Origin of the sequence: Streptomyces sclerotialus (assembly GCF_040907265.1) — a bacterium.
GTDB classification, from domain to species: Bacteria; Actinomycetota; Actinomycetes; order Streptomycetales; family Streptomycetaceae; genus Streptomyces; species Streptomyces sclerotialus.
Genome location: NZ_JBFOHP010000002.1, coordinates 3,454,827 through 3,479,431 on the forward strand (window position 1 = coordinate 3,454,827; position 24,605 = coordinate 3,479,431).

A 24,605-nucleotide genomic window follows, 5' to 3' on the forward strand; every position below is an offset into this window, starting at 1 on the left:
AGGCACACTTTCCCCCATGAGCGAGTGGCGCGACGGGTTGCCCCGTGACGACGACAGGAACCGGTACGGACGCGGCAGCGGCAGCGTCCAGCCGGAGGGCGCGCGCGCCATGCGGCAGGTGCGCCGCGACGCCGCTCCCGGATACGGCTCCGAGCCGCCGCTGCCGCCCGGCATGTCGCCGCGCCGGCAGGCCGTACCGCCGCAGCCGGGCTACGACGGTGGCCACGGCGGCGGGCGGTACGACGACGGGTACAACACCGGCCAGGTCTACGGCGGCGGCCGCGGCGGCGGCGCGGGCCACGGCGACGACGGCTACCGCCCCCGCCCCAACTGGGGCCGCCGCATCAAGGTGACCCTCACCACGCTGGTCGTCGTCGTGCTCGCCGTCTCGATCGGTACGTACTTCTGGGCCGACTCCAAGATGCGCAAGGAGGTCGACCTCAGCAAGGTGATCGACCGCCCCGAGGAGGGCGACGGCACCAACTACCTGATCGTCGGCTCCGACAGCCGCGAGGGCATGTCCGACCAGCAGAAGAAGGACCTGCACACCGGCTCGGCCGAGGGCAAGCGGACCGACTCGATGATGATCCTGCACGTGGGCTCCAACGGCCCGACGCTGATCTCCCTGCCGCGCGACTCCAACATCACGATCCCGGAGTTCCGCGGTTCCGAGTCCGGCAAGATGCAGCCCGCGATGGGCGCCAACAAGCTCAACGCCGCGTACTCCATCGACGGCCCCCAGCTGCTGGTCCGCACCGTGGAGTACAACACCGGTCTGCACATCGACCACTACGCCGAGATCGGCTTCGCGGGCTTCGCGAACATCGTGGACGCCATCGGCGGCGTGGACATGAAGCTGGAGAAGGGCTTCAAGGACAAGTGGTCCGGCGCCGACTTCAAGGCCGGCGAGCAGACCCTGAACGGCCAGCAGGCCCTGGCGTACGTCCGTACCCGGCACGCCTTCTCCGGCAGTGACCTGGACCGCACCAAGAACCAGCAGAAGTTCCTCTCGACGCTGGCCCACCAGGTGGCCTCGCCCGGCACGCTGCTGAACCCCTTCCAGCTCTACCCCGCCATGGGCGCCGGCCTGGACACCCTGATCGTCGACAAGGACATGGGCCCCTACTCGCTGGCCAAGATGTTCTTCGCGCTGAAGGACGTCACCGGCAAGGGCGGCGAGGGCAAGTCGATGAACATGCCGACCTCCGGCAGCGTCGGCGGCAACCTCCAGTGGGACATGCCGAAGGTCAAGCAGCTGGTGAACGAGCTGAAGAACGACGACCCGGTCACGGTCACCGCCGACGAGTGACCCGCCCGGCACACGGGAAGGCCCCGGCTCCGCGGAGGGAGCCGGGGCCTTCCCGTGTGTCCTGGTCCGCCGGTTACGGCAGGTTGCGCGCCATGACGATGCGCTGGACCTGGTTGGTGCCCTCGTAGATCTGCGTGATCTTCGCGTCGCGCATCATGCGCTCCAGCGGGTAGTCACGGGTGTAGCCGTAGCCGCCGAGCAGCTGGACCGCGTCGGTGGTGATCTCCATGGCGGCGTCGGAGGCGTAGCACTTGGCGGCGGCGCCGAAGAAGGTGAGGTCCTCGTCCTTGCCGCCGGCGGAGATCCGCTCGGATTTGGCGGCGGCCGCGTAGGTGAGCTGGCGGGCCGCCTCCAGCTTCATGGCCATGTCGGCGAGCATGAACTGCACGCCCTGGAAGTCGCCGATGGGCTTGCCGAACTGCTTGCGCTCCTGGACGTAGCCCTTGGCGTAGTCCAGCGCGCCCTGGGCGATGCCGAGCGCCTGGGCCGCGATGGTGATGCGGGTGTGGTCCAGGGTCTTCATCGCGGTGGCGAAGCCGGTGCCCTCCGCGCCGATCATGCGGTCGGCGGGGATGCGGACGTTGTCGAGGTAGACCTCGCGGGTCGGCGAGCCCTTGATGCCGAGCTTCTTCTCCGGGGCGCCGAAGGAGACGCCCTCGTCGCCCTTCTCCACGACGAAGGCGGAGATGCCCTTGGAGCGCTTCTCCGGGTCGGTGACGGCCATCACGGTGTAGTACTCGGAGACGCCCGCGTTGGTGATCCAGCGCTTCACGCCGTTGAGCACCCAGGAATCGCCGTCGCGGACGGCCTTGGTCTTCATGCCCGCGGCGTCCGAACCGGCGTCGGGCTCGCTCAGGCAGTACGAGAACATCGCGTCGCCCTTGGCGAGCGGCGCGAGGTACTTCTTCTTCAGCTCCTCGGAGCCGGACAGGATGACCGGCAGCGAGCCCAGCTTGTTGACGGCGGGGATCAGGGAGGAGGAGGCGCAGGCGCGGGCCACCTCCTCGATGACGATGACGGTGGCGAGCGCGTCGGCGCCGGCGCCGCCGTAGGCCTCGGGGACGTGCACCGCGTGCAGGTCATTGGCGACCAGGGCGTCCAGCGCCTCCTGCGGGAAGCGGGCCTCCTCGTCCACCTCGGTGGCGACCGGTGCGATCTTCGCCTCGGCGAGCGCGCGCACCGACTCGCGGAGCATGTCGTGCTCCTCAGCCGGCCGGTACAGATCGAAATCGGCGTTTCCCGCCAAGGTCTCTCATCTCCCCTGAGTGCTAACTACCGTTAAGTAACCTGTCGCGTTTCCCCGAATTCTAGAGCCGCGGCACCGCCCGGGGTACGTGAGGTTGCCGACAACGTCCGGATCGCCCGCCCTGTGTCACGGCTATGCTCGGGCCCGCAGCGTCACCCCAGTTCGCGTTTGGAGCGTCCATGCCCCTCAAGATCACCGTGATCGGCACCGGCTACCTCGGCGCCACGCACGCCGCCGCCATGGCCGAGCTCGGCTTCGAGGTGCTGGGGCTCGACATCGTGCCCGAGAAGATCGAGATGCTCGGCCGCGGCGAGGTGCCCCTGTACGAGCCCGGCCTGGAGGAGCTGCTGCGCAAGCACGTCGCGGGGCTGCCGGGGTCCAGCGGACGGCTGCGGTTCACCACCTCGTGGGAAGAGGCCGGCGCCTTCGGTGACGTGCACTTCGTGTGCGTGAACACCCCGCAGAAGCACGGCGAGTACGCCTGTGACATGTCCTACGTCGACAGCGCCTTCGAGTCGCTGGCGCCGCACCTGACGCGGCCCACGCTGGTCGTCGGCAAGTCCACCGTGCCGGTGGGCAGCGCGGCGCGGCTGGCGAAGCGGCTGGCCGAGCTGGCGCCGGCCGGCGAGGAGGCGGAGCTGGCCTGGAACCCGGAGTTCCTGCGCGAGGGCTTCGCGGTCGAGGACACCCTGCACCCGGACCGCATCGTGGTGGGCATCGCGAGCGACCGCGCCGAGTCGCTGCTGCGCGAGGTGTACGCCACGCCGCTGGCCGAGGGCTCGCCGTTCGTCGTCATGGACTACCCGACCGCCGAGCTGGTCAAGACCGCGGCCAACTCCTTCCTGGCCACCAAGATCTCCTTCATCAACGCGATGGCCGAGATCTGCGAGGCGGCCGACGGCGACGTGGTGAAGCTGGCCGAGGCCATCGGCCACGACGAGCGGATCGGGAAGAAGTTCCTGCGCGCCGGGGTCGGCTTCGGCGGCGGCTGCCTGCCGAAGGACCTGCGCGCGTTCATGGCGCGCGCCGGCGAGCTGGGCGCCGACCAGGCGCTGACCTTCCTCCGCGAGATCGACTCGATCAACATGCGGCGCCGCGGCCACATGGTGGAGCTGGCGCGCGAGGCGGTCGGCGGCGGCTTCCTCGGCAAGCGGGTCGCCGTCCTGGGCGCCACCTTCAAGCCGGACTCCGACGACGTGCGGGACTCCCCCGCGCTGAACGTCGCGGGCCAGATCCACCTCCAGGGCGGCCAGGTCACCGTGTACGACCCCAAGGGCATGGAGAACGCCCGCCGGGTCTTCCCGACGCTGGGGTACGCGCCGACCGCGCTGGACGCCGTGCGCGGCGCCGACGTCGTACTGCACCTGACCGAGTGGCGGGAGTTCCGCGAGCTGGACCCGGCGACGCTGGGCGAGGTCGCGGCGCACCGCCGCATCCTGGACGGCCGCAACGCGCTCGACCCGGAGCTGTGGCGCAAGGCCGGCTGGACGTACCGCGCGCTGGGCCGCCCGCGCGCCTGAGCGCCCTGGCTCTAGGCCTGGGCCTTCCGGGCTCGGTACGTGCGCATCTTGGCCCGGCTGCCGCAGAGCGCCATGGAGCACCAGCGGCTGCGGCCCGCCGGGCTGCGGTCGTAGTACACCCACAGACAGTCGTGCGCCTCGCACGCCTTCAGCCGGCGCCAGCTGCCGTCGGCCGCCGCGGTCGCGATGCCCGCGGCGATCCGGGCGGTCAGCGCGGCGACGCCGGTGAGTCCTGCCGCCGGCCGCAGCGCGGCCTCGCCCCGGGCGTCGACGGTGAGGGTGAGCGGCGCGTCGGCGAGCAGGGCGTTCAGCGTGCGTCCGGTCGTGCCGGGCACGTCCTGGCCGGTGTGCGCGAGACAGGCGGCGCGCAGCGCCTCGCGGAGCCGCTGGACGGCGGCCAGCTCGCGTTTCCCGGCGGGGCCCGGCGGCAACCCGTGGTCCCGCAGGAACGCCGCGAGCCCGCCGGGGGCGGCGAGCGCGTCCTGCGCGCTCTCGATGTCCAGGGTGTTCGCCAGGTCCTGGACGAGGGCCAGGGAAGGCGGCGCGCTACGGTCGGCCACCCTTGCCACGTTACCCACTGAGGGCCATCATGCAGTAACGAAGTTACCGCTAGAACGCCGCAGGAGGTAACACCATGGCCATCGCTCAGTACGGCGTCGTCGTGCTCGACGCCCCCGACCCGCAGGCGCTCGCCGAGTTCTACGCCCGCCTGCTCGGCTGGCAGGTCGGGGAGCCGGAGGAGGGCGGCGACTGGATCGAGGTGACGGGGCCGCAGGGGCGGGAGCTCGCCTTCCAGAAGGCGCCCGACATGGTCCCGCCGGACTGGCCCAGCGGCGAGCGGTCCCAGCAGTTCCACCTGGACTTCCGGGTGCCGCGGGACCGGATCGAGGAGGCCGAGCGCGAGGCGCTGGAGCTCGGCGCGCGGCTGGTCCAGCACGACGAGGGCAAGCGCGACTGGCGGGTCTACCTCGACCCGGCGGGCCACCCGTTCTGTCTCTGCCTGCACTGAGGACCGTTCCGTGCGGGGCGGGCGGGGTGCTCCCGCCCGCCCCGCACCCGTACCGCGGCCGTCAGGTCCAGGCCCAGTGCAGCCGGGTCATCCGGTCCCGGCGGTCCGCCCGGTCCAGCCGGTCGATGGTCGCCGTCGACGGTCCGCGGCGGTGCCGCGCCTCGCGCGCTGCGAACTCCGCGCCGCGCATCGCACGCAGCGCGTTCCCCCAGGTCAGCCCGGCCAGATCGGAGAACGTCCAGCCGCGCTGGATCAGCTCGGCGATCAGCCGCGGATAGCCGGAGACGTCCTCCAGGCCCTGCGGCCGCCCGTCGGCCGGGTCGGTGTCGAACCCGCCGCCGAGGCCGACGTGCCGCGGCCCCGCCACGTTCCGTACGTGGTCGAGGTGGTCGGCGACGTCCTCGATGGCCGCGGTGCCCACCGGCCCGGCCACCCGCTGCGGGCTGAAGGTGACCATGCAGATCCCGCCGTTGCGGGGCAGCTGGGCGAGGATGTCGTCGGGCACGTTGTGCCGGTGGTTCGTCAGGTTCCTGGCCGCCGAGCGGTTCAGGAAGACCGGCGCCTTGGTGATGGCCAGCGCGTGCCGCATCGTGTCGATCGAGGCGTACGAGAGGTCGATGAGCATCCCGAGGCGGTTCATCTCGCGGACCACCTCCTCGCCGAAGGCGGTGAGCCCGCCCGCGGCCGGGGTGTCGGCCGCCGCGTCCGCCCAGGGGGTGTTGCGGTCCGGCGTGAGCAGCATGGAGCGGACGCCGAGGGTGTGCAGGGCACGCAGCGCGCCGAGCGAGCTGTCGATGATCTGGCCGCCGGCCGAGCCGAGCAGACAGGCGATGCGGCCGCGGTTGCGGCACTCGGTGACGTCGTCGGCGGACATCGCCAGGCGCAGCGCCTCGGGGTAGGTCCGCACCAGCTGGTACACGAAGTCGATCTGTTCGAGGGTGGCGCTGATGGCGTGGTCGCCGCTGAGCGCGGTCGGCACCTGCACCGACCAGAACTGCGCGCCGACCCGGCCCTGCTGCAACCGGGGGATGTCGGTGTCGACGGCGGGCTCGCCGTATTCGAGGTCGTAGTAGTGACCGGGTGTCAGGTCGTCACCGTGGTGCAGCCGCAGCGCCCAGGGCAGGGCGTTGTGGCCGTCGAAGACGGGATGTGCGGCGAGCAGCGCGCCCGCGCGGGAGAGCGGGTCACGGCGCAGCGGCGGATCGGCGGGACGTCCGAGTGTTCCGTACGGGAAGTGGGCGTCCTCGGCGGCGCCGAGATCCCCGGCGGCACCGGCGAGGTCTGCGGCTTCCAGATCGGGGGCGAGGTCGGCCATTTCGGGACTCCTGAATCGGTGGCAGTAGGACCACCGTGACACGAGAGATCCGCTTGTTCGCGGTGAGTGAGGCGTACGGGGCATCAAACACTCGGACACGCGCCCGGAGGTGTGAGCCGTTCGGCCGACACCCCCGGCGAACGGGTCGGTTCGCGCGGTCTTCCGCGCACCGTCCCGGACCTGACCGGTCCTCAGCCGTCCAGCTGGTCGATCGTCGCGTTCGACGGGCCGCGCCGCTTCCGGATGCCGCGCGCCGCGTCCTCCGCTTCGCGCAGCGTACGGACCGCGTTCTGCCAGGTGAGCTTGGCGAGGTCGGCCTCGGACCACTTGCGGTCCAGCAGCTCCGCGATCAGATTCGGATAGCCCGCGACATCGTTGAGGCCGTCCGGGGTGAAGGCGGTGCCGTCGTAGTCCCCGCCGATGCCGATGTGGTCGACGCCGGCGACCTCGCGCATGTGGTCGAGGTGGTCGGCGACGGTGGCGGCGGTGGCGACCGGGCGGGGGTTTTCCGCCTCGAAGGCGCGCTGCACCTTCATGCCGGCCTCGGTGGTGTCGAGGTGGTGCAGGCCGTGCGCGCGCATGTTCTCGTCGGCGCGGCGCGTCCACTCTCCCGCCTCGGGCAGCACGAACTTCGGTACGAAGGTGACCATCGCGGTGCCGCCGTTGACGGCCAGCCGCTCCAGCACGTCGTCGGGGATGTTGCGCGGGTGGTCGCAGACCGCGCGCGCCGAGGAGTGCGAGAAGACCACCGGCGCCTCGGTGACCCGCAGCGCGTCCCGCATGGTGTCGGCCGAGACGTGGCTCAGGTCGACGAGCATGCCGAGCCGGTTCATCTCCCGGACGACCTCCTCGCCGAAGGCGGTGAGGCCGTGGTGGCGCGGCTCGTCGGTCGCCGAGTCGGCCCAGGCGATGGTGTCGTTGTGGGTCAGCGTCATGTAGCGGACGCCGAGCGCGTACAGGGCGCGCAGGGTGGCCAGCGAGCAGTGGATGGAGTGGCCGCCCTCGGCGCCCATGAGGGACGCGATCCGGCCCTCGGCGCGGGCCGCCTCCATGTCGTCGGCGGTGAGCGCGCGCCGCAGGTCACCGGGGTGACGGTCGATCAGCTGCCGGACGCAGTCGATCTGCTCCAGGGTGGCGCTGACCGCCCGGTCGCCGTCGTAGTCGGAGCGGACGTACACCGACCAGAACTGCGCGCCGACACCGCCCGCGCGCAGCCGCGGGATGTCGGTGTGCAGGTGCGCGGACTGGTCGGCGGCGATGTCCCGCCGGTCCAGGTCGTACCGGACCTGCTCGCGCAGCGCCCAGGGCAGGTCGTTGTGGCCGTCGACGACGGGCCAGCGCGCGAGGAGGTCGCGGGCCGCCTCGCTCACTTGCCGCTCCCGAAGCCGAACCCTTCGTTGCCCGCGACCTTGTTGCGCAGCCGCTTGCCCTTCTCGGTGGCCTGGTCGTTCAGCTCCTGCTGGAACTCGCGCATCCGGGCCTGCAGCTCCTCGTCGTGCGCGGCGAGCATGCGGGCGGCGAGCAGGCCGGCGTTGCGGGCGCCGCCGACGGAGACCGTGGCGACCGGCACGCCGGCCGGCATCTGCACGATGGACAGCAGCGAGTCCATGCCGTCGAGGTACTTCAGCGGCACGGGCACGCCGATGACCGGCAGCGGGGTGACCGAGGCCAGCATGCCCGGCAGGTGGGCCGCTCCCCCGGCACCCGCGATGATCGCCTTCAGGCCGCGGCCCGCGGCCTCCTCGCCGTACGCGACCATCTCGCGCGGCATGCGGTGCGCGGAGACGACGTCGACCTCGTAGGGGATCTCGAACTCGTCGAGGGCCTGGGCCGCGGCCTCCATGACGGGCCAGTCGGAGTCGGAGCCCATGACGATGCCGATGACGGGCGCGGTGCCGGGGGTGTGGGTCATTCGGTGATCGTTCCTCGCAGGTAGCCGGCGGCGTGCGCGGCGCGCTCGCGCACGTCGGCCAGGTCGTCGCCGTAGGTGTTGACGTGCCCGACCTTACGGCCCGGCTTCACGTCCTTGCCGTACATGTGGATCTTCAGCTGCGGGTCCCGGGCCATGCAGTGCAGGTACGCGCTGTACATGTCCGGGTAGTCGCCGCCGAGCACGTTGGCCATCACGGTCCACTCGGCGCGCGGGCGCGGGTCGCCCAGCGGGAGGTCCAGGACCGCGCGGACGTGGTTGGCGAACTGCGAGGTGATCGCGCCGTCCTGGGTCCAGTGCCCGCTGTTGTGCGGGCGCATCGCCAGCTCGTTGACGAGGATGCGGCCGTCGGCGGTCTCGAACAGCTCGACCGCGAGGTGGCCGACCACGTCCAGCTCCTTGGCGATCCGCAGCGCCAGCTCCTGGGCCTGCGCCGACAGCTCCTCGGAGAGTCCGGGAGCGGGCGCGATCACCGTGTCGCAGACGCCGTCGACCTGGATGGACTCCACGACCGGGTACGCGACGGCCTGGCCGTGCGGGGAACGGACGATGTTGGCGGCCAGCTCGCGGGTGAAGTCGACCTTCTCCTCGGCGAGGACGGGCACCCCGGCGCGGAACGGCTCCTCGGCGTCCTTGGCGGATCGTACGAACCAGACGCCCTTGCCGTCGTAGCCCCCGCGGACGGTCTTCAGGATGACCGGGAAACCCTCGCCCTCGGCGGCAAAAGCCTCGACGTCGGCCGGGTCCGAGACGATGCGGTGGCGCGGGCACGGGGCACCGATCTCGGTCAGCTTCGCGCGCATCACCCCCTTGTCCTGCGCGTGCACCAGCGCGTCCGGACCGGGGCGTACGGGAATGCCGTCCGCCTCCAATGCCCGTAGGTGCTCGGTGGGGACGTGCTCGTGATCGAAAGTGATCACGTCACAGCCGCGTGCGAACTCGCGCAGGGTGTCCAGGTCGCGGTAGTCGCCGACGACGACATCGCCGACGACCTGCGCAGCGGAGTCCTGCGGGGTGTCACTGAGGAGCTTGAACCTGATGCCGAGGGGGATGCCTGCCTCGTGGGTCATACGAGCCAGCTGTCCGCCGCCGACCATGCCGACTACCGGAAACGTCACGCCCCCAGGGTATCCGCTCCGATCGTCCGTTCCCGGCCACCCCTTGGAGGATCCTCCTAGACCGGACTTTCCGTACCTCTGTACGAGCCGCCATCGGGCGATAGGCTCGTCCGGACGCGCGGACCGGGGGAGGACGTATGGACGGCACCGACGGCATATCGACGCCGTCCCGCAAGATCGGCATAGCCGTCGCGGTGGCGGCCCTGCTGGCCGCCGTGTACTCCCTGATCTCCCTGCTCACCGCACGCCCCGAGGTCTACGGAGCGCAGGACACCGTCATCTCCGTCTCGTCCGGCGAGCGCTTCTCGATAGAGCTGGACGACAACCCCGGCACCGGCTTCCGCTGGAGCATCGAGTCCCCGGCCCCCGACCCGCGGGTGCTCAAGCCGGCCGGCAGCCACTACGAGGCCCGGGAGCCGGTGGTGGCGGGCTCCGGCGGCACCCGCTACCTGGAGTTCCAGGCCGTACGCGCGGGCCGTGCCGAGCTGACGCTGCGGCACTGCTTCCAGTGCGGCACCGACCGGGCCGACCCGGGCCGCGGCGGCGAGCGGCTCGCCTTCTCCGTCACGGTGACGGACTAGGGGGCTTCTGCTGGAGCCCGCCCGTCCAAGGTGGCGCAAGGGCCGCGGGCGCCCCGCAGGCGCGCTGGTTAGCATGAGTGAGCGGCCGGCCGCCGACCACGGCCCGCCGGACACGACGCCGTCACGGGGAGCTGAGCCACCACAATGTCTGGACGGAGCGCGCTGCGCTCGCGGCTTCGGCTGCTGGCCCGCGAGATCGTGAAGTTCGGCGCGGTGGGCGGGGCCGGCGTGCTGGTCAACCTGGTGGTCTTCAACCTCGTACGGCACACCACCGAGCTGCCCGTGGTGCGCGCCGGGATCGTGGCGACGGTGGTCGCGATCCTCTTCAACTACGTAGGGTTCCGGTACTTCACCTACCGTGACCGGGACAAGAGCGGCCGCACCAAGGAGCTGACGCTCTTCGTCTTCTTCAGCGCGGTCGGCCTGGTGATCGAGAACGGCATCCTCTACGCCACGACGTACTGGTGCGGCTGGAACACCCCGCTGCAGAACAACGTCTTCAAGTTCCTCGGCATCGGCATCGCCACGCTCTTCCGCTTCTGGTCCTACCGCTCCTGGGTCTTCCGGGCGCTGCCGGCCAAGGAGGCCGTGGAGACCGCCGAGGGCTTCCTCGCGGACTCCGGGGAGCCCCGGGCCGCCGGCGCCTCCCGGCGCGGCCCCCGCGCGTAGGAACCGGCGGCGCTCAGCGCGGGCTGACGGCGTTCTCCGGGTTCTCCGGCTCGTCCCCGTCGCCGTCCGGCCGGTACTGCTCGGACTCCCGGCTGAGGAAGAGCGCGAAGACCGGCGGCTCCTGCTGGAGCAGTTCCAGCCGGCCGCCGTCCGCCTCCGCCAGGTCCCGGGCCACCGCGAGCCCCAGGCCCGTGGAGTTCCGGCCGCTCACCGTCCGCTCGAAGACCCGGGAGCCCAGGTCGGGCGGTACGCCGGGGCCCGCGTCGGTGACCTCGACGACGGCCTGGTTGCCGGTGACGCGGGTGCGCAGCGCGACCGTGCCGTCACCGTGCATCAGCGCGTTCTCGATGAGCGTGGCGAGCACCTGGGCGACCGCGCCGGGCGTGCCCACGGCCCGCAGGTGCTTCTTCCCCGAGCGGACGATGGCCCGGCCCGCGCTGCGGTAGGCGGGCCGCCACTCCTCGATCTGCTGCTTGACGACCTCGTCCAGGTCGAAGGCGACGGCGGAGCCGGACCGCGGGTCGCGGGAGTTCGTCAGCAGCCGCTGGACGACGTCGCTGAGCCGGTCCACCTGGCCGAGCGCGATCGTCGCCTCCTCCTTCACCGTCTCCGGGTCGTCGGTGAGCGTGATCTCCTCCAGCCGCATGGACAGCGCGGTCAGCGGCGTACGGAGCTGGTGGGAGGCGTCCGCGGCGAGCCGCCGCTCGGCGGTGAGCATCCGCGCGATCCGCTCGGCCGAGGCGTCCAGCACGTCCGCGACCCGGTCCAGCTCGTGCACGCCGTAGCGGCGGTGGCGCGGCCGGGGATCGCCGGAACCGAGCCGCTCGGCGGTCTCGGCGAGGTCGGTGAGGGGCGCGGTCAGCCGCCGGGCCTGGCGTACGGCGAGGAACACGGCGGCGACGACGGCCAGCGCGGCGACCGCCAGGATGATCAGCAGCGTCCGGCCGATCTCGGCGCTGACCGCGGAGCGGGGCTCCTGGACGGTGACGGTCTCGCCCCGCTCGCCGTGCACGGTGGAGTCGATGACGTCGCCCGAGGGCCGTTCGCCGATCTCCACCGGGGCGTGGCCCGGCACCTCGATCAGGGCGTACCGGTCGGTGGTGATCTGCTCCGACAGCACCTCGGCGGTGATCTTCTCGCCGCCGCTCAGCCGGCTCTCCACCATGCCCACCAGCCGTACGGCCTCGGCCCCCACGCTCTCCTGGGCGCCCGCCTGGATGGTGCGGGTCTCCACGATGACGAGCGAGACGCCGAAGACGGCGATCACGACGAGCACCACGGCGAGGGTGGAATTGATCAGTCGGCGGCGCACGGTGCCCTCCGGGCGGGGGTGGGTGGTTCCTGCGGGCGCTTCAGCTCTTCTCGAAGCGGAAGCCCACGCCGCGCACGGTGGCGATGTACCGCGGGTTGGCCGCGTCGTCGCCCAGCTTCTTCCGCAGCCAGGAGATGTGCATGTCGAGGGTCTTCGTCGAGGACCACCAGGTGGTGTCCCAGACCTCGCGCATCAGCTGATCGCGGGTCACCACCCGGCCGGCGTCCCGCACCAGCACCCGCAGCAGGTCGAACTCCTTGGCGGTCAGCTGCAGTTCCTCCTCGCCCATCCAGGCGCGGTGGGACTCCACGTCGATCCGGACCCCGTGGGTGGCCGGCGGCTGCTGGGGCTCGGCGGTCGTGCCGCGGCGGAGCAGGGCCCGCACCCGCGCGAGCAGCTCCGCCAGCCGGAAGGGCTTGGTGACGTAGTCGTCGGCGCCGGCGTCCAGACCGACCACGGTGTCCACCTCGTCCGCACGGGCGGTGAGGACCAGGATCGGGAAGGAGTGGCCTTCGTTACGCAGCCGGCGGGCCACCTCCAGGCCGTCCATGCCGGGCAGGCCCAGGTCGAGCACGAGCAGGTCGATGTTGCCCTGCAGACCGGCGTCGAGCGCCGTGGGGCCGTCCTCACGCACCTCGACTTCGTAACCCTCACGGCGGAGTGCGCGGGCCAGCGGCTCCGAGATGGACGCGTCGTCCTCGGCGAGCAGTACACGGGTCATGGCCCGATGGTAGTCCGACAGGTCACGGCGCCGATGCCCCTCCGGGGGTCCCCGGGCGGCGGCGGGCGCGCGCCGCTCGGTTCCCTGGCCGGCGTGTGACCGTTGTCTCACTGGTGCCAACCTCAGCTACGCGCGTCGTACAGTGGCTGGAACGTCCGTCGTACAACCCGGGACCTTGGCGCTCATATGACGTCACGGTCCCTGTTGTGTGCGGGGCCGGCACGACCGGGCCCGCGGGCAAATGACCTCCTAGACCGGGTCCATCGCACATAAAACGGGGGCGTGGATTCCGGTGTACGGCCGTCCTGTCGATTCCTCTCTCCACAGTGGTGTCGCACCCCCTACCGGGCGTGGGGGCGGACGGCACTGCGCCGGTGCCGGTCAGCCGACCCGGGCGCGCAGCCCCACCTGTGCGTCCCGATCACTCAAGGATCGACCATGGCGTCCAGCCTGACGAAGGAATCCCCCGGGCAGGGGACCCCTGCCGGCGGCAAGACCTTCTTCGGCCACCCCCGCGGACTGGCCACCCTCTTCATGACCGAGATGTGGGAGCGCTTCAGCTTCTACGGCATGCGGGCCCTGCTCACGATCTACCTGCTGTCCGGCGGGCCGGATGCGGAGAAAGGCGTCCGTGACGGCGGTCTGGGTTTCGATCTGGCCACGACCACGGCCATCTACTCCATCTACATGGCGCTGGTCTACCTGCTGACCATGCCCGGCGGCTGGCTCGCCGACCGGCTCTGGGGCCCGCGCAAGACCGTCGCCATCGCGGCAATCGTGATCATGGCGGGGCACCTGTCGCTGGCCGGGCCCGGACAGGGCTTCTTCTTCCTCGGCCTGCTGCTGGTCGCGCTCGGTTCGGGCCTGCTGAAGGCCAACATCTCCACGATGGTCGGCCACCTCTACGACGGGCCGAACGACCCGCGCCGTGACGGTGGCTTCACGATCTTCTACATCGGCATCAACGTCGGTGCCTTCCTCGCGCCGCTCATCATCGGCACCGTCGGTGAGAAGCACAGCTGGCACCTGGGCTTCGCCCTCGCCGCCATCGGCATGGGCATCGGCCTGGCGCAGTTCCTGTGGGGCACCAAGCACCTGAGCCCGGAGAGCAACAAGGTCCCCACCCCGCTCACCGCCGAGGAGCGCAACTCCTGGCTGCGCAAGGGCCTGACCTGGCTCATCATCGCCGCGGTCTTCTACGGCGTGGTGGTCTTCACCGGACACTTCACCCTGAACTGGGCGATGATCCCGCTGGGCGCGCTCGGCATCCTCATCCCGGCCGCCGTCCTCTTCCGCATCAAGCGGGACAAGGACCTGTCGCAGGGTGACCAGGCCAAGGTCTCCGGCTACATCTGGTTCTTCGTCGCTGCCGCGGCCTTCTGGATGATCTACGACCAGGGCGGCTCCACCGTCCAGGCGTTCGGCACCACCAAGACCTCCGGCGAGCTGCTCGGCATCTCCTTCCCGTCCACCTGGTTCCAGTCCCTGAACCCGGTCTTCGTCATGGCGCTGGCCCCGGTCTTCGCCTGGCTGTGGCTGTGGCTGAACCGGAAGGGCAAGGAGCCCAGCACGATCCTGAAGTTCTCCGCCGGTCTCTTCCTCATCGGCGTCTCGTTCTTCTTCTTCCTGATGCCGCTGGCCATGGCGTCCGACGGTACGAAGGTCAGCCCGATGTGGGTGCTGGGCATCTACTTCATCCAGACCGTCGGCGAGCTGTGCCTCTCCCCCGTCGGCCTGTCGCTGACCACCAAGATGGCGCCGGTGAAGTACGCCAGCCAGATGATGGGCATCTGGTTCCTCGCGAACACCGCGGGCGACTCCGTCACCAGCCTGCTGTCCATCGGCGGCGTCGACATGAGCGGCTCGCGCGCGATCCTGGTCGAGGCGATCCTCGCGGCCCTCGCCGGCCTCGCGATCTACATGTTCCGCAAGAACGTGCGCGCCCGCATGGGCGAGATCCACTGACGGTCCTCCGGCAGGAGTGGACGAAGGGCCCCGGCGCAGCGCGCCGGGGCCCTTCGCGTACGCCGCCGTCGCCGCCGTTCGAGTGAGCCGCGTGCCGGCCCGGGAGAGCCGCCGCGGCATGCGGTAACGATCGCGGTATGCGGCGAGGGAGTGTGTGGGCCGGGGTGTGCGGGGTGCTGGCCGTCACGTGTCTGACGGTGGTGCCGCAGCCGGGACGGGCCGCGGCGGCACCGCGCGCGCAGGTCGCGGAGGACGCGCGGGGCGGGCAGGACCCGTACCTGGGGACGTACGCGTACGGGACGGGGCAGCGGCGGACCGTCGGGGTCTACCGTGTGCCGGGGCAGGACGTCCGGCCGGCGGTGATGATCCTGCACGGCGGGTACTGGGCGCAGGACTCCGACTGGAGCGGCTGGGCCCGGAAGCTGGCCGCCCGCGGCTTCGTCGTCTTCGACGTGGACTACCGGCTCAACACCGACGCGCGCTGGCCCGCGCAGCGCACCGACGCGCTCACCGCGCTGCACTGGATCCGCGCCCGGGCCGACCGCTTCCGGGCCGACCCCCGGCGGGTCGTGCTGCTCGGCTCGTCGGCGGGCGGGCAGCTCGCCGCGAACACCGCGGAGTACGCCGCCGGCACCGCGTACCGGCCCGCCGGGGTGGTCGCGCTGTCGCCGGTGGCCGACCCCTACCTGGCCTGGCGGGACGGCGCCCGCTCCGGTGCCTCGGCCGAGCAGCGCCGGCTGCGGCGCGAGGCACAGAAGCTCGCGGGGTGCGACCCGGGGACGAAGCGGGTGCCCACGGTGGCGGCGGCGACGTGCCGGGCGGTGTGGGACGACATGGCCGCGCGGACCTGGGCCCCCGGCGGGCCGCGCCGGCCCGGCGGGCCCGGGATGCCGATGCTGCTGCTGCACTTCGCGGACGACTTCGTACCGGTGGCGCACTCGCGGGGCCTGGCGAAGGCCGAGCCGGAAGCGGCGGTGTCGGTCGTGCCCGGCCCTGGCCACGGTATGAAGGCGCTCACCCGGCCCGCGACCGAGCGTCAGGTGCTGGCCTTCCTGACGGCGCGGACGCAGCCCTCGGTCAGCGCCGCGGGGAGCGGCGCGGCATGAAGGTGAAACGGCGCCGCCGAGCAGGATGACCGTGCCGCCGAGCGTGCCCAGCGCCACGGCGTCGTCGGCGGGCCCGGTCTGCGGCAGCTCGCCGCCGGATGGCGTGGCCGGGCCGCCACCACTGCCGCCACCGGCGCCCTGGACGTCCAGGGAAAGGCTTGTCGTTGGCCGGCCCGCTCACCGGTACGTCACCGGACTCCGCGCCGCCCAGCTCGATGAGCGCGCTGGGCTGCATGGCTCCCTTGCCGAGCTCGATGGGGCTGGAGAGGACGCCCTTCCGGAAGGACATCACGAGCTTGTGGCCGTCGCCGGACTTCGTGGCCTTGATGTCGATGGGCGAGACCGCGCCCTTGTTCCCGATCGGTGTTCTGCACTGGTAGTTGACTAGTTGACGTCCACGGCCTCGGCGTGCGCGGCGGGGCCGCGAGCAGCACCGAGGGCGCCGCGGTGAGCAGCACGGCCGCTGCCGCTCCGGCCGGGCCCGTGCGGTGCCGGCCGCGCTGGGCGTCGAAGCGGGCCACCTCGGTCTCCGCTTCTCCCGGTTACCGCACCGCCGACGGTTACTGACGGCACATCAGGTCAGGGCGGCAAGGTACGCCGGGGCCCTGGGGAAGGAGGAGAGAACGCACAAGGGAAGCCGGAACGGCCGGCGGGAACGGGCGGCGAGCCCGGGGAAGACCGACGAAAACCGCCCTCGCCGGGACGGCGCGAGCGGTACGGAAAGGCGGCGGAGGCGGCGATCCGGTCCCGGAAGCACCGCCCGCTCCGCTACGACGGGGCGGCCAGCTCCGCCCATACGGTCTTGCCCGCGCCGTCGGGGTTGCGTACGACACCCCAGTCCAGGCAGAGCCGCTGGACGATGAACATGCCGTGGCCGCCGGGACGCCCTGCGCGGTGCGGGGTACGCGGCGCGGGCGAACCGGCCCCGAGGTCGGTGACCTCCAGCCGCAGCACCTTGGCGCTGCACCGCAGCCGCAGCTCCTCCGGGCCTTCGGCGTGCAGGCAGGCGTTGGTGACCAGCTCGGACACGACCAGCAGGACGTCCTCGGCGGCGGCGCGCTGATCGGCGCCCGCGGCCGGCAGCCAGCCCCAGTCGTGCAGCGCCTGCCGGGCGAAGTCACGGGCACGGGCGACAGCGCCACGGGCGCCTGCAAGACGCAGCCTGCGGACCTGGCCGACCGGAACGGTGGCCGGGGAGGCAGCGGCAGCGCCGGCGTTCCCCGGGTCCGGGCCCAGATCGCCCGGCGGGTACGGCCGGGTGGTGCTCATCAGCGCTTCACCTCACCGATTCGCCTTTTCACGGATTACGGATACCTGACGGGTTCAAAAAGATTCAGATGTCTCCTGCCCGGCCGGACCGTGAGAACACCCACTTCTTGGGAACGGAAGTTGTGAGGGAGTCAACGCGATCGGAACCGGCCCTTCCGCAGACCATCCGTAACTGCTGCCCCCTGCGCATCCGGCTCAGCCGGCTGCCAGCGCCGCGTCGACCGTGTCGTGCACCGTGAAGACCGCGTCGGCGCCGGTGATCTCGAAGACCCGGGCCACCACCGGCTGCATCGCCGCCAAATGCACCCCGCCGCCTTCCGCCTCCACTTTCAGGCGGGCACCGAGCAGGACGTTCAGCCCCGTGGAGTCCATGAACTCCAGCTGCGAACAGTCCACGACCAGTCGCACAAAGCCATCGTCGACACAGCCCTCCAGTGACTCGCGCAACAACTCCGCGGTGTGGTGATCCAGCTCACCGGCCGCGGTGACGACCGCACTGGCGCCGTGATGGCGGACCCCGACGTGGAGCCGTCCCCGGCTTGCACTGCCGACCGTCCCACGGTCCATGCGCGCGCACCCCTCTTGCTGTCTCGGCGTCTGGTTCTGCTTACGACTGCGCACGTCGAAGCCTACGCCTTAGATACGCAGGCTGGTACCCGAACAATACGCGTACTTACACGAATACGGACAACACGCACTTGCCTTCTTCAGGTGAAGCCGGGTAGGCGTAGAGAGGACACATTCGAAACGGCCGGCTTTGGAGGCGCCGCAGACCGCAGCTTCACGTACAGGCATCGGCAGCCATATGCCGAGAACCATGGAGGACACCCATGTCACCCCGGCTCGACGAAGTGCGCACCGACCAGACCACGGACACCGCGTCGTCGACTTCCCTGTCCGAACACATCCCTGCCCAGCACCTGCCGTTCGATGCGACCGGATTCGACGGAATGCCGGAGATCGAGGGCCTGCCCGAGATCCCGCCGTACGACGAGGTCGGTCCGGTGGACGCCCGGGCCCTCTCCAAGACGCTCTTCGGGCGTCTGGAGGCCCTGGAAGAGGGCACGCACGAGTACGCGTACGTCCGCAACACCCTGGTCGAGCTCAACCTCGCCCTGGTGAAGTTCGCGGCCTCCCGGTTCCGCTCCCGCAGCGAGCCGATGGAGGACATCGTCCAGGTCGGCACGATCGGCCTCATCAAGGCGATCGACCGCTTCGAACTGGACCGCGGCGTAGAGTTCCCCACTTTCGCCATGCCGACGATCGTCGGCGAGATCAAGCGTTTCTTCCGTGACACCAGCTGGTCGGTACGGGTTCCGCGGCGCCTTCAGGAGCTGCGCCTGGACCTGGCCAAGGCCGGTGACGAGCTGGCGCAGAAGCTCGACCGCGCACCCACCGTGAGCGAGCTGGCCGCGCGCCTGTCCATCACCAAGGACGAGGTCGTCGAGGGAATGGCCGCGAGCAACGCGTACACCGCGAGCTCGCTGGACGCCCAGCCCGAGGAGGACGACACCGAAGGCGCGCTGGCGGACCGCATCGGCTACGAGGACCACGGGCTCGAAGGCATCGAGTACGTCGAGTCCCTGAAACCGCTGATCGCCGAGCTCCCGCCGCGCGACCGCAAGATCCTCTCGCTCCGCTTCGTCGCGAACATGACGCAGTCGGAGATCGGCGAGGAGCTGGGCATCTCGCAGATGCACGTCTCCCGCCTGCTGTCCCGCACCTTGGTCCGGCTCCGCAAGGGCCTGATGATCGAGGAGTGAACCACCGCGGTCCGCGGCGTCCCGCACGCCGGACCGCGCGGAGGAGGGCCGGCCCCGAGCACCTCGGGGCGGGCCCCCTTTCGCGTTTCCGGGCCGTTCGGCGGGGGCGCGGCCGTGTCCGCGCCCCCGCCGGGCCCGGAGCCTGTCAGACGGCCCGTACGCCCGCGCGCCAGACCTCCGTGACCAGGGGCACACCCGGGCGGTAGGCGAGGTGGACGTGGGAGGGGGCGTCCAGGAAGGCCAGGTCGGCGCGGGCGCCGGGGGTGAGCCGGCCCACGTCGGTACGGCGCAGGGCCTGGGCCCCGCCGGCCGTGGCGGACCAGATCGCCTCGTCCGGGGTCATCTTCATGTCGCGGACGGCGAGCGCGATGCAGAAGGGCATCGAGGACGTGAAGGACGAGCCCGGGTTGCAGTCCGTGGAGAGCGCGACCGTGGCCCCCGCGTCGAGCAGGCGGCGCGCGTCGGGCCACTCGGCGCGGGTGGAGAACTCCGCGCCCGGCAGCAGCGTGGCGACGGTGTCACCCTGGGCGAGCGCGTCCACGTCCGCGTCCGTGAGGTGCGTGCAGTGGTCGGCGGAGGCCGCGCCCAGCTCGACGCCCAGCTGCACGCCGGGCCCGTAGGAGAGCTGGTTGGCGTGGATACGGGGCAGCAGGCCCCGCTCCTTGCCCGCGGTGAGGATCGCGCGCGCCTGGTCGCCGTCGAAGGCCCCCTTCTCGCAGAAGACGTCGATCCAGCGGGCGTGCGGGGCGCAGGCGTCCAGCATCGGCCCGGTGACGAGCTCCACGTAGCCGGCCGGATCCTCCGCGTAGTCGGGCGGGACGATGTGCGCGCCGAGGTAGGTGACCTCGTCGGTGTGCGCGGCGGCGATGCGCAGGGCGCGGGCCTCGTCCTCGACGGTGAGGCCGTACCCGGACTTGGTCTCGAAGGTGGTGGTGCCCTGGCGCAGGGCCTCCGCCATGTAGTGCGCGACGTTCGCGGAGAGTTCCTCGTCGGTGGCGGCCCGGGTCGCGGCCACCGTCGTACGGATGCCGCCGGCGGAGTACGCGCGCCCCGACATCCGGGCGTTGAACTCCTGCGTACGGTCGCCGCCGAAGACCAGGTGGGAGTGGGAGTCGACGAAGCCGGGGAGGACGGCCCGGCCGCCCGCGTCGTGGACGGCGTCGGCGGCCGGCGCGCTGCCGCTGGGCCCCACCCAGGCGACGCGGTCGCCCTCGATGACGACGGCGGCGTCCTCGATCAGGCCGATCGGGCCCGCGCCGAGCGAGGGGTCGTTGGTGACCAGGCTGCCGATGTGCGTGATGGCGGTGGACGACATGGTCGTGGGAGGTTCCTCTCGGGGTGGGTGCTCCGGTACGTACGCGGTTCCCGTACGTGCCGGGGCCCCGCGCTCCCGGGCGGGAGTGCGGGGCCGGCGTGTGCTCAGGCGCGCAGGGCGTCGATCGCCGAGGCCAGCGCGGCGGGGACGTCGGGGACGAGGGTGTGGCCGCCGTCCCGTACGACCTGCCGGCCGCCGACGACGGTGTGCCGGACATCGGCGCCGGTGGCCGCGAAGACCGCCGTCTCGGCACCCAGCCGGGGCAGCGGACCCGCCGTACGGACGCTGTCCAGGGCGATCGTGGTGAAGTCGGCGAGCGCGCCGGTGCGCAGCGCGCCCGCGTCGGACCAGCCGAGCGCCCGGTGGCCGTCGGCCGACGCGGCACGCAGCAGCGCCGCGGCGGTCCAGTGGCCCCGCGTGCGGGTGCGCAGCCGCTCGTTCAGCTCCATCCCCCGCGCCTCCTCGAACAGGTCGATGACGGCGTGGCTGTCGCTGCCCAGGGAGAGCGGCGAGCCGGCCTGCTGGACGGTGGCGGCCGGGCCGATCCCGTCGGCGAGGTCCCGCTCGGTGGTGGGGCACATGCACACGCCGGTGCCCGAGCCGCCGAGCAGCCGGATGTCCTCGTCCGTGAGGTGGGTGGCGTGCACGGCCGTCGTACGCGGCCCGAGCACGCCGTGGTCGGCGAGCAGCCGGGTCGGCGTGCACCCGTGCGCGGCCTGGCAGGCGTCGTTCTCGGCGGTCTGCTCGGAGAGGTGGACGTGCAGCGGGGCCTCGCGGTCCTGTGCCCACCGCGCGACCGTACCGAGCTGATCCGCGGGTACGGCCCGTACGGAGTGCACGGCGGCGCCGATACGGGCGTGCGCGCGGCCCTCCTTCAGCTGCCCGGCGCGCTCGGCCCAGCTCTGCGCGTCGCCGTCGCTGAACCGCAGCTGGTGCCGGTTGGGCGGCTCGCCGAAGCCGGACGACAGGTAGGCGGTGTCCAGCAGCGTGATGCGGATGCCCGCCTCGTCGGCGGCGGCGATCAGTGCTTCGCCCATCGCGTTCGGGTCGTCGTAGCGGCCGCCGCCGGGCGCGTGGTGGAGGTAGTGGAACTCCCCGACGCAGGTGATCCCGGCCAGTGCCATCTCGGCGTACGCGGCGCGGGCCAGCGCGTGGTAGCTGTCCGGCGTGAGCTGCGCGGCGGTTCCGTACATCACCTCGCGCCAGGTCCAGAACGTGCCGGAGCCCACCTGCACGGTGCCGCGCAGCGCGCGGTGGAAGGCGTGCGAGTGCGCGTTGGCCAGGCCGGGGAGGGTCAGCCCGCGCAGTATCTCCGCGCCGGGCGGCGGGGCCTCGACGCCGGTGCGGACGGCGGTGATCCGTCCTTCCCCGGTCTCCACGACCACGCCCGGCTCGACATGGGTGCCGAGCCAGGCGTGCTCCAGCCAGTACGTCGTCGGCGTCAGCTGCACGCCAGGCCCTCCAGTACGTCGGCGAGTGCGCGGACCCCCGTGACGCAGTCGTCCTCCGCCGCGTGCTCCGCGGGCGAGTGCGAGACGCCGGTGGGGTTGCGCACGAACAGCATGGCGGTCGGGACAGTGGCGGACAAAATACCCGCGTCGTGTCCCGCGCCGGTCGGCAGCACGGGTACGCCGCCGAGCGTCTTCGCGAGCCGGTCGCGCAGGTCGTGCGCGAACTCCACGACCGGTGTGAAGGACTCCCGGGTGACGTGGACGTCCACCCCGTCGGCCCGGCCCCGCTCGGCCGCGGCCCGCTCGATCCCGCCGACCACCGCGTCCAGCGTCTCCTGGTCGGCGGCGCGCGAGTCCAGCCAGCCGCGGACCAGGGACGGGATGGCGTTGACCCCGTTGGGCTCGACGCCGACCTTTCCGAAGGTGGCCAGCGCGCCGTGCCGGGCCGCGTACTCGCGTGCCGCGAGCACGGTCTGCGCGTACGTGAGCATCGGGTCCCGGCGGTCTTCGAGGCGGGTCGTACCGGCGTGGTTGGCCTCGCCGTGGAAGTCGAACCGCCAGCGGCCGTGCGGCCAGATCGCGGACGCGACGCCCACCGGGTCGCCGGACAGGTCGAGCGCGCGGCCCTGTTCCACGTGCAGCTCGACGAACGCGCCGATCCGGGCGAGCCGCTCGTCGTCGGCGCCGATGGCCTCCGGGTCGTACCCGGCCCGCTCCATGGCCTGCGGGAGGCTGACCCCGTCGGCGTCCTTCAGCTCGTGCGCCTTCTCGACGGTCAGCTGCCCGGCCGCGAGCCGCGACCCGACGCAGGCCAGACCGAAGCGGGCGCCCTCCTCGTCACCGAAGTTGGCGATCGCCAGCGGGCGGGTGAACTCCTCTCCCCTGTCCCGGAGTTCGTCCAGCGCCGCGAAGGAGGACACCACGCCGAGCGGCCCGTCGAAGGCCCCGCCGTCCGGTACGGAGTCCAGGTGCGACCCGGTGACGACGGCGTCCCCGGCGGCCGGGTCGCCGAGCCAGGCCCACTGGTTGCCGTTCCGGTCCACCTCGTACGTCAGCCCGCGGCTCTCGGCCTGCGCCCGGAACCAGGCCCGGCAGTCGGCGTCGGCACCGGTCCAGGCGTAGCGGCGGTAGCCCCGGCTGTCGGCGTCCCGGCCGATCGGGAGCAGGTCCCGCCACATCTCGTGGAACGAAGTGCTCACTTCTCGCCGCCCTCGCCCTCGCGCATGGGGACGCGGACACCGCGCTCGGCCGCGACGGAGTCGGCGATGTCGTATCCGGCGTCGACATGCCGGATGACCCCCATACCGGGGTCGTTCGTCAGCACCCGGCGGATCTTCTCGCCCGCGAGCTTGGTGCCGTCGGCGACGGACACCTGACCCGCATGGATCGACCGCCCCATGCCGACCCCGCCACCGTGGTGCAACGACACCCAGGACGCACCGGAGGCGACGTTGACCATGGCGTTGAGGAGGGGCCAGTCCGCGATGGCGTCGGAGCCGTCGAGCATGGCCTCGGTCTCCCGGTAGGGCGAGGCCACCGAACCGCAGTCCAGATGGTCCCGGCCGATGGCCAGCGGCGCCCGCAGCTCACCGGACGCCACCATGTCGTTGAACCGCTCACCGGCCTTGTCCCGCTCCCCGTACCCCAGCCAGCAGATCCGCGCCGGCAGCCCCTGGAAGTGCACCCGCTCCCCGGCCATCTTGATCCACCGGGCCAGCGACTCGTTCTCCGGGAACAACTCCAGGATCGCCTTGTCCGTGGCGGTGATGTCCTTCGGATCACCCGACAGCGCCGCCCACCGGAAGGGCCCCTTACCCTCACAGAACAACGGCCGGATATAGGCCGGCACGAAACCGGGGAAGGCAAACGCGCGGTCGTACCCGGCGAGCTGCGCCTCGCCCCGGATGGAGTTGCCGTAGTCGAAGACCTCCGCCCCCGCGTCCATGAAGCCCACCATCGCCTCCACGTGCCGGGCCATGGACTCCCGGGCACGGATGGTGAACCCGGCCGGATCCTTCGCCGCCGCCTCCGCCATGTCCTCGAACGCCACGCCCACCGGCAGGTAGGACAGCGGATCGTGCGCGGAGGTCTGGTCGGTGACGATGTCGATCGGCGCGCCCTCGGCCAGCATCCGCGGCAGCAGCTCCGCCGCATTGCCCAGCAGCCCGATCGACAGCGGCTTGCGCGCATCGCGGGCCTCGGTGGCCAGCTGCAGCGCCTGCGCCAGATCGTCGGCCTTCACATCCAGGTACCGGTGCTCGATCCGCCGCTCGATCGCCCGCGGATCGCAGTCGATACAGATCGCCACGCCGTCGTTCATCGTCACCGCCAGCGGCTGGGCACCGCCCATCCCGCCCAGCCCCGCCGTCAGCGTGATCGTGCCCGCCAGGGTGCCGTTGAACTTCTTCGCCGCCACCGCCGCGAACGTCTCGTACGTGCCCTGCAGAATGCCCTGGGTACCGATGTAGATCCACGAACCGGCCGTCATCTGCCCGTACATCGTCAGCCCCAGCTGCTCCAGCCGCCGGAACTCCTCCCAGTTCGCCCAGTCCCCCACCAGGTTGGAGTTGGCGATCAGCACCCGCGGGGCCCACTCATGGGTCTGCATCACACCCACCGGACGGCCGGACTGCACCAGCATCGTCTCGTCCTGCTTCAGCGACCGCAGCGTGCGCACCATCGCATCGAACGAGCGCCAGTCCCGCGCCGCCTTACCGGTCCCGCCGTAGACCACCAGCTTGTCCGGATGCTCGGCCACCTCCGGATCCAGATTGTTCTGCAGCATCCGCAGGGCGGCCTCCTGCTGCCAGCCCTGGGCGCTCAGTTCCGTACCACGCGGTGCTCGCACGGGTCGCGGTCCCGACATGCCCTGCCTCCTGCCTCGGCGGTGCCCAGCACCCAGCCGGTACTGGATCAATGTATTCACATCTTGGCGCTAATGAATACACCTAGTCAATGGCGCCTGGCGGGGCCACACGGCAGGGGAGAAAGGCGGGCCACGCCGGA

At 71.8% G+C, this 24,605-nt stretch carries 22 protein-coding genes and 1 pseudogene; 8 read left to right on the forward strand and 15 right to left on the reverse strand.

Translation table 11 applies throughout. The features are described from left to right. The first annotated feature begins 16 nt into the window (after positions 1–16). Positions 17–1,309 (forward strand): LCP family protein, encoded by a 1,293-nt coding sequence (locus AAC944_RS15240; protein WP_030623960.1) that lies wholly within the window; start codon positions 17–19, stop codon positions 1,307–1,309. A gap of 73 nt (positions 1,310–1,382) precedes the next feature. Here AAC944_RS15240 and AAC944_RS15245 read toward each other — a convergent pair whose 3' ends face one another. Further along, positions 1,383–2,555, reverse strand: coding sequence for an acyl-CoA dehydrogenase family protein (locus tag AAC944_RS15245; protein ID WP_030623963.1), 1,173 nt, complete (start codon positions 2,553–2,555; stop codon positions 1,383–1,385). Between the two features lie 179 nt (positions 2,556–2,734). On the opposite strand from AAC944_RS15245, the gene AAC944_RS15250 reads away from it, so the two are divergent. Continuing rightward, the gene (locus AAC944_RS15250; protein WP_030623966.1) at positions 2,735–4,075 is read left to right on the forward strand and encodes a UDP-glucose dehydrogenase family protein; all 1,341 of its coding nucleotides are present in this window, start codon (positions 2,735–2,737) and stop codon (positions 4,073–4,075) included. A gap of 11 nt (positions 4,076–4,086) precedes the next feature. Here AAC944_RS15250 and AAC944_RS15255 read toward each other — a convergent pair whose 3' ends face one another. Next, complete coding sequence (locus tag AAC944_RS15255) at positions 4,087–4,635, reverse strand: CGNR zinc finger domain-containing protein (RefSeq protein ID WP_030623969.1); 549 nt, start codon at positions 4,633–4,635, stop codon at positions 4,087–4,089. 74 nt (positions 4,636–4,709) lie between these two features. Between AAC944_RS15255 and AAC944_RS15260 the strand changes: the two genes are divergently transcribed. After that, positions 4,710–5,084, forward strand: a complete 375-nt coding sequence (locus tag AAC944_RS15260) for a VOC family protein (protein ID WP_030623972.1) — start codon at positions 4,710–4,712, stop codon at positions 5,082–5,084. A 61-nt stretch (positions 5,085–5,145) separates the two neighbouring features. Here AAC944_RS15260 and AAC944_RS15265 read toward each other — a convergent pair whose 3' ends face one another. The 4 genes from AAC944_RS15265 to AAC944_RS15280 all read right to left on the reverse strand — a co-directional run bounded on the left by AAC944_RS15265 (position 5,146) and on the right by AAC944_RS15280 (position 9,447). Then, positions 5,146–6,399 (reverse strand): dipeptidase, encoded by a 1,254-nt coding sequence (locus AAC944_RS15265; RefSeq protein ID WP_051872393.1) that lies wholly within the window; start codon positions 6,397–6,399, stop codon positions 5,146–5,148. A 191-nt stretch (positions 6,400–6,590) separates the two neighbouring features. Next, complete coding sequence (locus AAC944_RS15270) at positions 6,591–7,769, reverse strand: dipeptidase (RefSeq protein ID WP_030623978.1); 1,179 nt, start codon at positions 7,767–7,769, stop codon at positions 6,591–6,593. Next, positions 7,766–8,311, reverse strand: a complete 546-nt coding sequence (purE, locus tag AAC944_RS15275; protein WP_030623979.1) for a 5-(carboxyamino)imidazole ribonucleotide mutase — start codon at positions 8,309–8,311, stop codon at positions 7,766–7,768. Before purE ends, AAC944_RS15270 begins: the two co-directional genes overlap by 4 nt. Continuing rightward, a complete protein-coding gene (locus tag AAC944_RS15280; RefSeq protein ID WP_078888964.1) occupies positions 8,308–9,447 on the reverse strand; it encodes a 5-(carboxyamino)imidazole ribonucleotide synthase in 1,140 nt (379 codons plus the stop codon). Before AAC944_RS15280 ends, purE begins: the two co-directional genes overlap by 4 nt. Positions 9,448–9,584: 137 nt before the next feature. Between AAC944_RS15280 and AAC944_RS15285 the strand changes: the two genes are divergently transcribed. Further along, positions 9,585–10,028 carry a protease inhibitor I42 family protein gene (locus tag AAC944_RS15285; RefSeq protein ID WP_051872394.1) on the forward strand — a complete coding sequence of 148 codons (444 nt, stop codon included), beginning with the start codon at positions 9,585–9,587 and terminating at the stop codon, positions 10,026–10,028. A gap of 144 nt (positions 10,029–10,172) precedes the next feature. Then, entirely contained in the window at positions 10,173–10,697 is a 525-nt protein-coding gene (locus tag AAC944_RS15290; protein ID WP_030623985.1) for a GtrA family protein, read from the forward strand. 13 nt (positions 10,698–10,710) lie between these two features. Here AAC944_RS15290 and AAC944_RS15295 read toward each other — a convergent pair whose 3' ends face one another. Together AAC944_RS15295 and AAC944_RS15300 are read right to left on the reverse strand one after the other, a co-directional pair. Beyond that, on the reverse strand, positions 10,711–12,009 hold the full coding sequence (locus AAC944_RS15295; protein WP_037773497.1) for an ATP-binding protein: 1,299 nt from the start codon (positions 12,007–12,009) through the stop codon (positions 10,711–10,713). Positions 12,010–12,049: 40 nt separating this feature from the next. Next, the gene (locus AAC944_RS15300; protein WP_030265943.1) at positions 12,050–12,730 is read right to left on the reverse strand and encodes a response regulator transcription factor; all 681 of its coding nucleotides are present in this window, start codon (positions 12,728–12,730) and stop codon (positions 12,050–12,052) included. A 438-nt stretch (positions 12,731–13,168) separates the two neighbouring features. Here AAC944_RS15300 and AAC944_RS15305 point away from each other — a divergent pair, with 438 nt between their 5' ends. Together AAC944_RS15305 and AAC944_RS15310 are read left to right on the forward strand one after the other, a co-directional pair. Further along, positions 13,169–14,695, forward strand: a complete 1,527-nt coding sequence (locus tag AAC944_RS15305; RefSeq protein WP_030623989.1) for a peptide MFS transporter — start codon at positions 13,169–13,171, stop codon at positions 14,693–14,695. A 137-nt stretch (positions 14,696–14,832) separates the two neighbouring features. Continuing rightward, positions 14,833–15,801 (forward strand): alpha/beta fold hydrolase, encoded by a 969-nt coding sequence (locus AAC944_RS15310; RefSeq protein WP_078888965.1) that lies wholly within the window; start codon positions 14,833–14,835, stop codon positions 15,799–15,801. Between the two features lie 9 nt (positions 15,802–15,810). Here AAC944_RS15310 and AAC944_RS15315 read toward each other — a convergent pair. From AAC944_RS15315 to AAC944_RS15325, 3 genes and pseudogenes are all read right to left on the reverse strand, one after another. Further along, positions 15,811–16,257 (reverse strand): annotated as a pseudogene (locus tag AAC944_RS15315) (peptidase); the annotation flags it as partial. Between the two features lie 312 nt (positions 16,258–16,569). Further along, positions 16,570–17,070: an ATP-binding protein gene (locus tag AAC944_RS15320; RefSeq protein ID WP_030623994.1), complete on the reverse strand. Its 501-nt coding sequence runs from the start codon at positions 17,068–17,070 to the stop codon at positions 16,570–16,572. A gap of 195 nt (positions 17,071–17,265) precedes the next feature. Beyond that, positions 17,266–17,637 (reverse strand): STAS domain-containing protein, encoded by a 372-nt coding sequence (locus AAC944_RS15325; protein WP_030623996.1) that lies wholly within the window; start codon positions 17,635–17,637, stop codon positions 17,266–17,268. Positions 17,638–17,900: 263 nt separating this feature from the next. On the opposite strand from AAC944_RS15325, the gene AAC944_RS15330 reads away from it, so the two are divergent. Further along, the gene (locus AAC944_RS15330; RefSeq protein ID WP_030623998.1) at positions 17,901–18,833 is read left to right on the forward strand and encodes an RNA polymerase sigma factor SigF; all 933 of its coding nucleotides are present in this window, start codon (positions 17,901–17,903) and stop codon (positions 18,831–18,833) included. Positions 18,834–18,978: 145 nt separating this feature from the next. Here the strand turns inward: AAC944_RS15330 and hutI are convergent, their stop codons facing one another. The 4 genes from hutI to hutU form a co-directional block, all read right to left on the reverse strand. Further along, entirely contained in the window at positions 18,979–20,148 is a 1,170-nt protein-coding gene (gene hutI, locus AAC944_RS15335) for an imidazolonepropionase (RefSeq protein ID WP_030624000.1), read from the reverse strand. 104 nt (positions 20,149–20,252) lie between these two features. Continuing rightward, the gene (locus tag AAC944_RS15340) at positions 20,253–21,593 is read right to left on the reverse strand and encodes a formimidoylglutamate deiminase (RefSeq protein ID WP_196943350.1); all 1,341 of its coding nucleotides are present in this window, start codon (positions 21,591–21,593) and stop codon (positions 20,253–20,255) included. Then, the gene (locus AAC944_RS15345; RefSeq protein ID WP_030624005.1) at positions 21,590–22,777 is read right to left on the reverse strand and encodes an allantoate amidohydrolase; all 1,188 of its coding nucleotides are present in this window, start codon (positions 22,775–22,777) and stop codon (positions 21,590–21,592) included. The genes AAC944_RS15340 and AAC944_RS15345 overlap by 4 nt, the downstream gene beginning before the upstream one ends. Before the next feature lie 17 nt (positions 22,778–22,794). Continuing rightward, positions 22,795–24,465: a urocanate hydratase gene (gene hutU / locus AAC944_RS15350; RefSeq protein WP_368397199.1), complete on the reverse strand. Its 1,671-nt coding sequence runs from the start codon at positions 24,463–24,465 to the stop codon at positions 22,795–22,797. Positions 24,466–24,605 lie beyond the last annotated feature (140 nt).